This window comes from Legionella nagasakiensis, assembly GCF_900639915.1.
Classification (GTDB): Bacteria; Pseudomonadota; Gammaproteobacteria; order Legionellales; family Legionellaceae; genus Legionella_A; species Legionella_A nagasakiensis.
In genome coordinates this window covers 242581-255260 of record NZ_CAAAID010000003.1, presented here as the reverse complement: position 1 = coordinate 255260, position 12680 = coordinate 242581, and the positions used below count along the sequence as shown (strand labels likewise).

Genomic DNA, 12680 nt, shown 5'->3' with positions numbered 1-12680 from the left:
AAAATGTCTGAAGAACATGCGCCTGTTATTACCCTAGATGGTCCGAGCGGTACTGGTAAAGGCACAATAAGTCTTATGTTGGCAAGACATTTTGGCTGGCATTTTTTAGACAGTGGTGCATTATACCGTGTGCTGGCCTATGCTGCTAAAAGAAAAAGTATTGATTTTGATGATATAGAAGCGATGGTAACGCTTGCGCATGCATTAGATTTACGGTTTGAAGTCAATGAAAAAAATATCAGTCATGTCTTTCTCGATAAGGAAAACATCAGCGATGCAATCCGTTCCGAACGGTGTGGACAAGATGCTTCTCAGATAGCGGCTATTCCTGAAATTAGAAAGGCCTTATTAAGTCGTCAGCGTGCTTTTGCCAAGCTTCCCGGATTGGTAACGGATGGCCGGGACATGGGCACGGTTGTTTTTCCAAATGCTATCTTAAAGATATATTTGGACGCGAGTCTTGAAGAAAGAGCGTCTCGTCGATATTTACAGTTGAAAGAAAAGGGAAATGATGTTAGCCTCGCGCAGGTTGTGGAAGAATTGGCTAGGCGTGATGAAAGGGATACAGCACGCACGCATTCACCGTTGAAGCCAGCACCTGATGCCGTGCAGATCGATACAACCAAGCTAACAATTGTACAAGTATTTAACAATGTATTACAATTAGCTAAAAAGAGTCTGTTTGTACAAACTGATCATAATAACAATTAAATGAATTGTTGTTGTGATTTTGTTGTTTAAATTTGTACAAAATATGGGGGGAAGATGAGAGGATTTCAGCTTCCATTTTTTTACTAAAGAGTCTATTAACATGTCTGAAAGTTTTAAAGAATTATTTGAGAAAAGCATTGCTGGTGCCCAATTTTATCCAGGCGCTATTATTAACGCCAAAGTCATCGACATTGACGATGACTATGTGACTTTAAATGCAGGATTAAAATCGGAAGGTATCGTCGCTATCGAAGAGTTTCAGGATAAAAATGGTGACCTGGAAATCAACGTTGGTGATGTGGTTGAAGTGGCATTGGATTCCGTCGAAGACGGCCGTGGAGAAACGCTGTTGTCTCGAGAAAAGGCAAAGCGTCAAGAAGCATGGCGTAAGCTTTCGAAGTGCCATGAAAACAATGAAACAGTCACTGGATTAATTTCAGGTAAGGTCAAGGGTGGTTTTACTGTTGAAATTGGCTCAATTCGTGCTTTCTTGCCCGGCTCTTTAGTGGATGTCAGGCCCGTACGTGACCCATCCTATCTTGAAGGAAAAGAACTTGAATTTAAAGTCATCAAGATGGATCTCAAACGCAATAATATTGTTGTTTCTCGCCGTGCAGTTGTAGAAGAAGAAAGCAGTGCAGACAGACAAGCATTACTTGAATCTCTGCATGAAGGCCAGGTATTGAATGGCGTTGTCAAAAATCTTACAGATTATGGTGCCTTTATCGATTTGGGAGGTATTGACGGCCTATTGCATATTACCGATATTTCTTGGAAGCGAGTTAAGCATCCAAGTGAAATGCTGTCGGTTGGTCAGGATGTTAAAGTAAAAGTGTTAAGTTTTGATAGTGAGCGAAATCGTGTTTCGTTGGGAATGAAACAATTAGGTAATGACCCGTGGGTTGACTTGGTTGACCGTTATCCAATAGGCAAACGATTAGAAGGGAAAGTGACTAATATTACCGATTATGGATGTTTTGTTGAAATTGAAGAGGGCGTAGAAGGTCTGGTTCATATGTCTGAAATGGATTGGACAAATAAGAATGTTCATCCCAGCAAAGTTGTTTCAGTCGGCGATATGGTTGAAGTCATGGTCCTTGAAATTGACGAAGAGCGTCGTCGGATTTCCTTAGGCATGAAACAATGTGTTGGCAATCCATGGCAAGAGTTTGCCAAAGCTCATAATAAAGGCGAAAAAGTCTGCGGTAAAATTCGCTCCATTACCGATTTTGGTATTTTCATCGGTTTGGAAGGCGAAATTGATGGCTTAGTTCATTTATCTGATATTTCTTGGGATATTCCAGGAGAAGAAGCGGTTAAGCAATACAAAAAAGGTCAAGAGCTGGAAGCGGTTATTCTTGCCATTGATGCTGAGCGTGAGCGTATTTCTTTAGGCTTGAAACAACTGGAAACAGATAATTTTACCAGCTATGTGGATGAACACGGAAAAGGTGCTATCGTTACAGGAAAAGTAACGGCTGTTGATCCAAAATCCGTGGTGGTTATGCTTGCGGATGATGTATTTGGAACCATTCGTGCCGGTGACTTATCTGATGAAAAAGTAATCGATGCTTCTACTTTGGTTAAAGAGGGTGATGAGATTGAGGCGAAAATTATCAATGTTGATAGAAAAAATCGCAACATTTCTCTTTCTGTTAAAGCCAAAGATGCGCATGATCAGGCTGAAGCAATTAAAAAATATTCCCGAAGCGGAGAGGCCACTGCAACATTGGGTGATTTGCTAAAGGAAAAAATGGCGACTAAAGAAGATGAGTAACTTTTGAAATTCCCTAAAAAAAGCGTAGATACCTACGCTTTTTTTTTATAGATTTTTCGCACATATTGTTTGATGAATTAAAATGTGGATAATTCAGTAAAGAATACAAGATTGTAAGCGCGGATAGCACAAAGTGATAACTGGAAAATTAAGGCTTAATCTTGGTTAACAAACACGTTAACTAATGTACATGATTGATATTTTTGCCCTTCAGCAGATGGACTTTTATATCTTATCTAGGGTAAACCTGAATTTTAATGACTTCATAAGTAAGGTTGATTTGATGCGGATAATACTGATTATTTTTTATTTAATATTGATTTTGGTTGGCGTTAGTTTCGCTGTTTTGAATGCTGCTCCCGTATCGGTGAATTTTTATTTTACGATGATAAAAATGCCTATATCAGTCTTAATGACTATTACGCTTGGGATTGGTGTGCTTATCGGAGCATTTTTGTTTTTATGTAAATATTGGCGCCTTAAAATAGAGCACCATAAAATTAAAGTCCAGTTAAAACTTACTGAAAAGGAAATCAAGAATTTACGTTCGATTCCATTGCAGGATCAACATTAATGGGGGAGCTTTAATGATTAATTTATGGCCATTATTATTGCCTGCTGCTGCCTGGTCTGGCTGGTGGGTTGCGAGCCGTAATTATTCCATTAAAGGAAGGCGCACAACCAGCCATTTTTCCAGAGAATATGTCGTTGGTTTAAATTATTTATTAAATGAGCAGCCTGATAAAGCGGTTGATGTGTTTATTAAATTGCTGGAAGTTGATAGTGATACAGTAGAAACCCATCTCGCATTAGGGAGTTTGTTTCGTCGGCGCGGGGAAGTGGATCGCGCCATTCGTATTCATCAGAATTTAATTGCCAGACCGCAACTTAGTTTATTACAACGTAAAGAAGCGTTAATGGCTCTCGGTCAGGATTATATGAGTGCCGGTGTTTTTGACCGTGCCGAGAGAATTTTCACGGAAGTGGTTGAACTGGGTGGCAATCGTGAAACAAACAGCCTTCATGGCCTGCTGGCTATATATCAACAAGAAAAAGCTTGGGAGAAGGCATTAGATATTATTAAAAAGCTAGAAGACTCGACGGGAAACAGTATGCATGCCCAAATGGCGCATTATTATTGTGAAATAGCCAACCAGGCATTAAAAAGTGGTGCTTATGATAGAGCTTACCATGCCATTAAACAGGCTTTGATAACAGATAAGCAATCCGTACGTGCCAGTTTAATGCAGGCCAATCTGGACATGAAAAGCGGACGTTATAAACAGGCAATTCGTGCTCTGAAGTCAGTCCCCGAGCAAGATCCAGAATTTTTAACCGAGATTGTTGATCCTTTGGTTCATTGTTATCGTGAATTAAATGCGATGGATGAATGTGTTGATTATCTGGAGCAAATGTTGATAGAGCATCCCCGCGCTTCACTGATTTTTGTGGTAGGGGAATATTTGCGGCGTGAAAAAAGCATTGATTTCGCTATAGATTTTGTTTCAGTCCAGCTTGGAAGACATCCTTCCATACGAGGTTTGAACCGCCTTATTTGTTGGCATTTGGAGTCGGCCCATGGAAAAGTACGTGAAAAATTGCAAATGCTTTATGACATTACTAGTAAATTTTTAGACAATAAGCCAATTTACCGCTGTGGTCAATGTGGCTTTGGTGGTAAGTTTTTACACTGGCATTGTCCAAGCTGCAAACAGTGGGGTAGAATGAAGCCGATTCATGGACTGGAAGGTGATTGAGGATTGTTCATGTCGATAAAATTAATTGTTGCACTTGATTTTGCTGATCGGTCTGCTGCGTTGACGTTGGTTGATGAACTGGATCCTACTCATTGTGCTGTCAAAATTGGCAGTGAAATGTTTACGTTATTTGGCGATGCTTTCGTTCATGCATTGGTTGCACGGCAATTTAACGTATTTCTTGATTTAAAATTTCATGATATTCCTAATACTGTTGCACGGGCATGCAAAGCTGCTGCTGAACTTGGTGTCTGGATGATGAACGTTCATGCCAGCGGGGGACTAAACATGATGGAAGCGGCAAAACAAGCTTTAGAATCTTATGGTTCTGAACGACCATTGTTAATTGCGGTGACTGTTTTGACCAGCATGAGTCAGAATGATCTTGTGGCTATTGGTATTCGTGAGACATTAGAAGAGCATGTGTGCAAATTGGCTCGTTTAGCCCAAGAGGCAGCATTGGATGGTGTGGTGAGTGCGGCGTACGAAGTACCTCTCATCAAACAGGCGTGTGGCCGTGATTTTTTGACGGTTACCCCTGGTATTCGTCTAACCGCTGAAAAAATAGACGATCAGGCAAGGATTATGACTCCGGCAGAGGCTTTAAAGACTGGAAGTGACTATTTGGTCATTGGACGGCCAATTACGCAAGCAGAGAAACCAGCACAGGTCATTCAGCAGATACTTGCAGAGATTAGAGCCTGATTTAAGAATAAAAAATCATTTTCTATATTAGATAAATAATCAGATATGCAAAAATCTCTCCAGCAATATTACTTACAACAGATGGGTATTGAAACCTGGGTATTACGCCACGATGCAAGTCAACCTTCATTGCAAGCATTGGCACTAGAGGTTCAGTCATGTACTCATTGTCCACTTCATAAAACGAGAACTCAGACTGTTTTTGCTCGAGGAAATCCTAAGGCTAAATTAATGATTATTGGTGAGGCACCAGGATTTCATGAGGATAAACAAGGATTGCCTTTTGTAGGGAAAGCTGGAAATTTATTAAATAAAATGTTGCTCAGCATTGGATTCACTGCTGAGGATGTTTACATAGCCAATGTGATTAAGTGCCGGCCGCCCAATAATCGCGATCCAAAGGCAGAAGAAATCGAGGCATGTTCGACCCATCTCACTCAGCAGATTATTTTAGTTAATCCACAGTTGATACTGGCTGTTGGGCGTTTTGCCGGACAATTTTTGCTGAATCAATTTCTTCCCTTGAATAAAATGCGTCATCATGTTCACCATTATCAAGGAAAACAAGTATTAGTTAGTTATCATCCGGCCTATCTTTTAAGAAATCCTAAAGATAAAAAGAAAGCTTATGCTGATTTGTTGAACGTTAGGCGATTAATCCTTGCTGCATCATGTTCAAATCTGTCGGCTTAACCCTGATAGAATTATTGGCTACTCTCGCTTTGATGGCATTCGTCTTACTATGCTGCATTCCCTCCATGGACAAAAGCCACAAAAAAAATCAATTAGTATTTATGGTTGATCAATTAAAAAATAATTTACAGTTTGCTAGAACTCAGGCGTTGATACGAGGAGAAACATTGGCATTAACACCGCTACCTGGTGCAAACAATTGGCGGCAAGGGATGATGTTATTTGTTGATAATCCCGAACATGTGTATTCACCAGGCAGTAAAATCATTCATGAATGGCATTGGAATTATCCCTCTGAGTGGGAAATTCTATGGCAAGGGTTTCAATCCAGTCATTATTTATTATTTTCAGCCAATATTAGACAATCTGCAGCAAATGGTCATTTCATAGTAAAAGATAGAAAAACACAATATCAATTAATTGTAAATCGTTTTGGAAAAGTTCGGGAAAACAGGGGCTCTTATTCGTAGTGGTCTATAATTATTACGATAAGTATAAAATTTGACTTTTAATGGTATGACTAATAAACGATTTCCTGGGTTTTCTCTGGTTGAGTTTTTGACGATCTTAACCATCGCTGCTATCTTTACTACGTTGGCAATACCAGGGTATAACGCATTGATTCAAAATAATAAAATTGTGAGTGCTGCAAATAAGTTATCAGCAAGTCTTAATTTTGCACGAATGGAAGCTGTAAAACGAGGTGTTCGGGTAGCCGTATGTCCAGCGGCAAATGCCGCTTTTACTGCATGTGGTAATAACACTCAGTGGTCACAGGGATGGATAGTATTTATCGATGCGGATAATAATAATGCAATTGAGACAACGAGTGATCTGGTTAAGGTTGCCCAATCCTTGCCGAATGATGCGGTAATCACGTCAAGCAGTGACGTCATTAGTTATGATGGTTCCGGTTTTTTAACCAATGGAGCCTCATCATTATCACTGAGAACGAGCGGTTGTACTGGAAATAATGCACGGGTCATAAATATTGCAAATAGTGGACGAATAAGTATCGGTGTCGCGGCCTGTAATTAGGGCATGCCCCTAAGATATGATTTTGCTAAGAAAGTAATTTGTGGTGGAAAAATCAATAGAGGGACGTTAATATAAACGTCTTGGATACTTGATGCATTACTATGTTGATTAACCTAGACAATTTTCTTCAGGAAGAATGTCGACCGCCCAACGAACTTTTACCTTGGATTGTTTATCAAAGTTCATTAACAGATAAGCTTAAACAAGAAGCTGGTGAAGCAAACTTGACGCTGCTTAGGCAGCAATGGGATTCTCCTGATTGGTGGGATGAGCATGTATTGACCTTGAAAAATGATCCTGTCATGCATCGAGAAATTCTAATGTGTGCAGAACATGAGCCTTGTTGGTATGGACGCACCATTATCCCTAAGCAGACTTATGAAAGCGATGTCACTTTTTTTGCAAGGTTAAAAAAAGAATCTTTAGGTCAATTGATATTTGATAATGAAATCATTGAGCGAATCTCTTTAATGAGCTATGCAATTAATCCGCAAGTTATAGAATACCACTGGTTAACCGATGTTATGCATGGCCATGCAACGATTCTCTGGGCGCGTTTCTCAGTATTTATGATTCATAAGCAATTTTCTTTTTATCTGGTTGAAATTCTATTGCCTGGATTAATGAGGTATGCCAATTGAAATTAAGTGCATACTTACGATTGATGCGTTTTCATAAGCCGGTAGGGATTTTTTTACTGTGGTTTCCTATTGCCTGGGCATTATGGCTTGCAAATCAAGGAACCCCCCCCTTGGTCTTGCTGATTTATTTTATGCTGGGAACCATATTGATGCGGGCGGCTGGCTGTGTGGTTAATGACATAGCCGATCGTAATATCGATAGGCATGTCAAGCGTACGCAGCTTCGGCCTTTAACCAATAACGAAGTCAGTTTATCGGAAGCGTTAGTCATTTTTATCTTATCGCTTTTAGCGGCGTTTGTTATCGTGATGCAACTTCCTCGAACTTGTTTTTATTACGCATTATTGGCGTTAGCTATCACAATAATTTATCCTTTTTGTAAACGTTTTATCTATGTTCCTCAACTGGTGTTAGGTATTGCATTTTCTATAGGAATTCCTATGGTTTACAACGCCTCTATGAAAATGCCCAATACTGAAATGGCGATACTGTTGCTTATTAATTTTTTATGGATTGTTTCATATGACACGATGTATGCCATGGTTGATCGTGAAGACGATTTACGAATTGGCGTTAAATCCACGGCCGTGCTTTTTGCTCAATATGATTGTTTGATCATTCTGTTACTCCAAGCATGTTTGCATGTATTATGGTTGGGACTGGCGTTTGTTCATCATTTCTCTTTATTATTCTATGGTGTTTGGGGGATAGCGGCACTGATATTAATGCATCAACAAAAATTGGTTAGCAGCCGCGACATTGAGGCGTGTTTTAAGGCTTTTTCTACCAATATCTGGTATGGTGCGACGATGTGGGTTGCTATCATCGTCGCTTAAAGACTTTATGGAGAAAAAACAGGATGTTTAAATTTCCTGACGATCTTATTTGCTATAATCAAACGGATATTGCTCATGATGGCAATCTTATTTTTTTTCTGGAAAAACACAGCACCAAAGAAGGAACGTGGGGATTTCTACAATTAACGTCTGGAGAGATTGATTTTATCTTCCTGGATGGTTCAGGTCAGGAATTATCCAGACAACGCCTGAATCAAATGAATTCTTCTCAGCTGATTCCTCCAGCATCCTGGCATAAAATTCAACCCATCAGCGAAGTATTCACCGCCTCACTTGAATTTTATTGCAAACCACATCGCTTTTTTAGCAAAAAGCACCGGCTGGCTGCGGTTCATAGTGACTTGCTATACATTTATCAAACCTACGTTCAGAAACAAGATAAACTTGATATTCTTGATGTCGGGTGTGGCTCTGGTCGTAATCTGTTATTTTTAGGATTGGCTGGTCATCACGTCACTGGCATTGATGTTAATGAATCTTCGTTGCAGCAAATTGATCACATCGCGCAGCAGGAGAAGATGACCAACGTCGTAACCAAAATGCATGATCTTCATCATTCATTAAATGTTGCAGTCAATGCATTTGATTTTGTTATTTCAACCGTCAGTTTGCAATTTTTGCAGCCTGAACGGATTCCATCATTATTGACGGAATTGCAATTGGCAACACGTGTACAAGGATTGCATCTATTGATTTTTCCTATTGCGGCCAAGACGTTTGCCTGGCCTGCTTCGTTTACTTATCTGGCAGCCAGCAATGAATTGTATGAGTTTTATCAGAACCGTGGTTGGTCGATATTGGAATATAAAGAAACAGTGGGGCACTTACATAAACTGGATGAATCAGGCAAACCAATGCAAGGGTTATTTGGGCTGCTACTGGCGCAAAAAATAGCTTAGTTCCAGAGTGATTATATTTGCAAGCAATTCAGTCAGTTATGCCCATTATATTTTTTATAATGGCATCTACTGGCAGTATTTCATCAATTAAATCAATGCATTCTCCTGCAAAAACTGGGTATATATCAAAATTATTTTGCTGCTGTGCTTGTAAAAATTCGTTTTTATCAGCCGGGGTGATGTCTTTTTGGGGATTGTTTAAATGCAATAAGCGGCCAAAAAAATCATTTTGAATGATTCTTGCAGTAAATTGCTTTGGCCAGGCAACGCCACGTAAATGATCGGTTAAATGGCTTCGAAACGTTTGATCGCCTTTTCCCATGAGAATATGTTGTTTGGCATCTTGATGACCACCTGATTCTTTTGATGCATAAAAACGGGTTCCCATAAGTACACCCTGGGCTCCTAAAGCACTGGCGGCAAGAAAACCTCGTCTGTCTGCTATTCCTCCGGCGGCGATGACTGGTATACAAACATTATCAACCACAGCGGGTATTAAGGAAAAGGTGCCTCGGGATGCACCATGTCCGCCAGCTTCCGTTCCCTGGGCAACAATAAAGTCGGCTCCTTTTTTCTCCGCGTCCTTTGCATCGGCCACGGTTTGCACTTGAGCAATAATTAATATACCAGCTTGCTTTACTTTATCAACAAAAGGCGAGAAATCACCAAACGAAAACATGATGGCTTTAGGACGATACGGCAGGATGGATTCAAGTTGTTCCGGGTGTTTTTGTAAATACCAGGTAATAAATCCAATGCCGATATTTGCATTTTGGGCTTCTTCAAACTGTTCTTGCAGCCATTTAGCTTCGCAATAGCCTGCTCCTATCATACCAAATCCGCCGGCAGAGGATACGGCTTTTGCCAAATGTGCGGTTGCAATAAAGGCCATTGGCGCAGATAAGATGGGATAATTGCAATTCAATCGTTGCATGCAGACGCTTCCTGTTAGCATGAAACAAAAATGCTCAATGCTGGGTTTTCGTAAATGATGAGTATATAATCAAAAAACTGTGTTTAATTTAAGGAAAATAAATGAAAAAAGCAATCGTGATTTTGGTGATGGGGTGCTTCTCCAAGCTGCTTTTTGCTGCTGGAGGCAGCGGTTGCGGTTATTTCAATATTTCTTTGGAAAATTATACAGGATATCCATGCGCACTTTTGGCTGCCACCGTTCATAGCGGGAATATTGTTAGTGGCAGTGTGCCGCAATATGTGGGGAATGGTGAAATAACACCAAGCGTTCAGATGCAGCAGGGGTATTTTTCTGGGCCAAAAATTCGGCTTGATCTTCAATGTGGTAATAAAACAGTAACCCTCACGTCCCAACAAAACTATTGTTTTTTAGAGGCCGGTAATATTTCCGGCGATGTTATTACTTCCAATAATATTCACGCAAAATACATTCCAGCAAACGGCAGTTACTGGTATTCACGACCAGGCAGCATTGTTTGGACAATTTTTTAACTAAAGGAGAGCCTTTTCCCGGATATCGCTTCGCACTATCCAGGCTACCATCATAATCACGCAACTTTGTAGCCTGGTTAACGCGTAAGCGGTAACCAGGTTATTTTTTCTTATAAATTTATTGATTTTTTTCCAGTAATTGATCTAATAAAGTGCTGGCTCCCAAACGAAACCAATGACTATCAACGTTTTGATTTAGTGCATGTTGTGCTAAATGGATGTATTCAAGGGCTTGTTCCAGAGTTTTAATCCCACCGGATAATTTAATCCCGCAGTTTGCTTTTGTGTCTTTGATCGCTTGCAACATGGCAAAGGCTGCTGGGACGGTGGCGCCGATTGGGATTTTTCCTGTGGATGTTTTTAAAAAATCACAACCTCGTTGGATGATCTTGATGCTTGCCTCATAAATCGTTTCCATCGATGGAAATGCGCCAGTTTCCAGAATAACTTTAAATAGAACGCCATGCCGCTTGCATAGCTGATAATTTCTTTCACAGAAAAAAAAAGCAGATTCACGCTGACCGCGAAGGTAGGAAGAATAGGAAAAAACATAATCAATTTCATCCGCTTGTTGTTTCTTAATGATTTCCTCTATGGTTGCCATGACGTGCTCTTGCGGTTGATTTCCTGAAGGGAAATTGGCCACAGTTGCACGTTTTACTGTCATAAAAGACGGCAGCCAGGCAAGATGTTGTGGCAAAACACAGACAGCAGCGGTTTGATGTGTTTCGGCCTTTTTAGCTAGGGTGCGGATCTCCGTTGCTGTGGCATTGTTATTCAAGAGTGTTAAATCGAGCAATGGAATCACTTCCCGCCAGTTTGGTGTATTGCTCGACGATTTCCTAAGCGTTTGTAAGGTTTGTGTCAGTTGTTCTGTTAACGTCACGCCAGTTCCGCTATGAATCGTTTGACCAGTCGGTTTAATTTCTCAGTCGCTTGCGATGCCATAAGAACCACCGCTTCATGGCTATGACTGGTATTAGATAAGCCAGTAGCATAATTGGTTATCGTCGCAATGACCCCTACTTTCATACCACAATGGTTGGCAACCAGAACCTCCGGTACCGTGGACATGCCAACTGCGTCAGCACCAAGAATACGAAACGCTCTGATTTCAGCGGCCGTTTCATAGTTAGGTCCTAAAACGGAAAGATAGACGCCTTGATGCAAGGATATATTTTCCTTATGAGCATGAATTAATAATTTTTCGCGAATCTCTTGATCGTAGGCATTATCCAAGGGGAAGAAGCGCGATCCAAACTCATCATCATTCGGTCCAACCAGTGGATTGCCTGGTTGCATGTTAATGTGATCTGTAATCAACATCAACTCGCCTGGTCCGACATCCTCCCGTAAGGATCCAGAAGCGTTGGTTGCCAGGAAATAATCACATCCTAGTAATTTTAAGGTACGAACATAGGTTTTGACGACTTCAAAGCTGGTGCCTTCATAAGTATGACTGCGGCCTTGTAAGCAAACAACACCAACACCCGATAGATAACCTAATACCAGTTTGCCGCCATGACCATGTACAGTCAATGTTGGAAATCCGGGCAATTCTTCATAATTAATGTAAATGGGGTCATCCAGTTGTTCAACAAAACCACCTAATCCTGAACCAAGCACGATACCAATGGTTGGTTTGAAGGAAGGCAATCGTTGGATAATGTGGTCAGCAGCAACATGTGCATTGGTTAATTCTTTATTAGACATTTACTTTTTCTCACAAGTCGATTGTAAACTGAATGCCAATGGCAACAGTTCAGCAATGGTTAGCGTTTTTAAAGCCGATTCTTGGTTACATAAATGGATTCGGGTTTCCGGTGTCGAGAATTCATATATTCTTTGGCGGCAAGCGCCGCATGGTGAACAAAGCGCATTATCTGCAGATAAAATAACCATGCTTTTTATTTGTCGTTTGCCTGCCGCAACCATTTGGACGATTGCCGATGTTTCTGCGCATATGGTTAATCCATAGGAGCTGTTTTCCACATTGACTCCAGTGAATAAAGCATGATCTTCTTCACTGCAAAGACAGCTGCTTACTGAATAGCCTGAATAGGGGGCATAAGAATAGTTAAGTGCCTGGCTTGCACGATTAATCATTTGTTGGATTGATTGGCTCATGACTTATT

At 40.5% G+C, this 12680-nt stretch carries 16 protein-coding genes; 12 read left to right on the top strand and 4 right to left on the bottom strand.

The features are described from left to right. Positions 1-3 precede the first annotated feature (3 nt). The 11 genes from cmk (at position 4) to tehB (ending at position 9078) form a co-directional block, all read left to right on the top strand. Entirely contained in the window at positions 4-711 is a 708-nt protein-coding gene (gene cmk / locus E1O52_RS04180; protein ID WP_133127445.1) for a (d)CMP kinase, read from the top strand. Between the two features lie 100 nt (positions 712-811). After that, positions 812-2488, top strand: coding sequence for a 30S ribosomal protein S1 (rpsA, locus tag E1O52_RS04175; protein ID WP_133127444.1), 1677 nt, complete (start codon positions 812-814; stop codon positions 2486-2488). Positions 2489-2771: 283 nt separating this feature from the next. Then, positions 2772-3062 (top strand): LapA family protein, encoded by a 291-nt coding sequence (locus E1O52_RS04170; protein ID WP_133127443.1) that lies wholly within the window; start codon positions 2772-2774, stop codon positions 3060-3062. A gap of 13 nt (positions 3063-3075) precedes the next feature. Continuing rightward, positions 3076-4245 (top strand): lipopolysaccharide assembly protein LapB, encoded by a 1170-nt coding sequence (gene lapB, locus E1O52_RS04165; RefSeq protein WP_133127442.1) that lies wholly within the window; start codon positions 3076-3078, stop codon positions 4243-4245. Positions 4246-4254: 9 nt separating this feature from the next. Next, complete coding sequence (gene pyrF / locus E1O52_RS04160) at positions 4255-4950, top strand: orotidine-5'-phosphate decarboxylase (protein ID WP_133127441.1); 696 nt, start codon at positions 4255-4257, stop codon at positions 4948-4950. Between the two features lie 45 nt (positions 4951-4995). Beyond that, a complete protein-coding gene (locus tag E1O52_RS04155) occupies positions 4996-5643 on the top strand; it encodes a uracil-DNA glycosylase (protein WP_133127440.1) in 648 nt (215 codons plus the stop codon). After that, on the top strand, positions 5622-6113 hold the full coding sequence (locus E1O52_RS04150; protein WP_133127439.1) for a GspH/FimT family pseudopilin: 492 nt from the start codon (positions 5622-5624) through the stop codon (positions 6111-6113). Before E1O52_RS04155 ends, E1O52_RS04150 begins: the two co-directional genes overlap by 22 nt. A gap of 46 nt (positions 6114-6159) precedes the next feature. Further along, positions 6160-6681: a GspH/FimT family pseudopilin gene (locus E1O52_RS04145; protein WP_133127438.1), complete on the top strand. Its 522-nt coding sequence runs from the start codon at positions 6160-6162 to the stop codon at positions 6679-6681. A gap of 101 nt (positions 6682-6782) precedes the next feature. Continuing rightward, a complete protein-coding gene (locus E1O52_RS04140) occupies positions 6783-7322 on the top strand; it encodes a chorismate--pyruvate lyase family protein (protein ID WP_133127437.1) in 540 nt (179 codons plus the stop codon). Further along, a complete protein-coding gene (gene ubiA / locus E1O52_RS04135; RefSeq protein WP_133127436.1) occupies positions 7319-8158 on the top strand; it encodes a 4-hydroxybenzoate octaprenyltransferase in 840 nt (279 codons plus the stop codon). Before E1O52_RS04140 ends, ubiA begins: the two co-directional genes overlap by 4 nt. Positions 8159-8181: 23 nt before the next feature. Beyond that, a complete protein-coding gene (gene tehB / locus E1O52_RS04130; protein ID WP_133127435.1) occupies positions 8182-9078 on the top strand; it encodes an SAM-dependent methyltransferase TehB in 897 nt (298 codons plus the stop codon). Between the two features lie 28 nt (positions 9079-9106). Here tehB and E1O52_RS04125 read toward each other — a convergent pair whose 3' ends face one another. Further along, complete coding sequence (locus E1O52_RS04125) at positions 9107-10012, bottom strand: NAD(P)H-dependent flavin oxidoreductase (RefSeq protein ID WP_165474698.1); 906 nt, start codon at positions 10010-10012, stop codon at positions 9107-9109. Positions 10013-10113: 101 nt separating this feature from the next. Between E1O52_RS04125 and E1O52_RS04120 the strand changes: the two genes are divergently transcribed. Then, the gene (locus tag E1O52_RS04120; protein WP_133127433.1) at positions 10114-10545 is read left to right on the top strand and encodes a hypothetical protein; all 432 of its coding nucleotides are present in this window, start codon (positions 10114-10116) and stop codon (positions 10543-10545) included. Between the two features lie 118 nt (positions 10546-10663). On the opposite strand, the gene deoC is transcribed toward E1O52_RS04120, so the two are convergent. Genes deoC through cdd form a run of 3 tightly spaced genes read right to left on the bottom strand, consistent with a single transcriptional unit; the run spans position 10664 to position 12672 of the window. After that, entirely contained in the window at positions 10664-11431 is a 768-nt protein-coding gene (deoC, locus tag E1O52_RS04115; protein WP_165474697.1) for a deoxyribose-phosphate aldolase, read from the bottom strand. Beyond that, positions 11428-12258: a purine-nucleoside phosphorylase gene (locus E1O52_RS04110; protein ID WP_133127431.1), complete on the bottom strand. Its 831-nt coding sequence runs from the start codon at positions 12256-12258 to the stop codon at positions 11428-11430. Before E1O52_RS04110 ends, deoC begins: the two co-directional genes overlap by 4 nt. Then, positions 12259-12672: a cytidine deaminase gene (gene cdd / locus E1O52_RS04105; protein ID WP_133127430.1), complete on the bottom strand. Its 414-nt coding sequence runs from the start codon at positions 12670-12672 to the stop codon at positions 12259-12261. Positions 12673-12680: the final 8 nt, after the last annotated feature.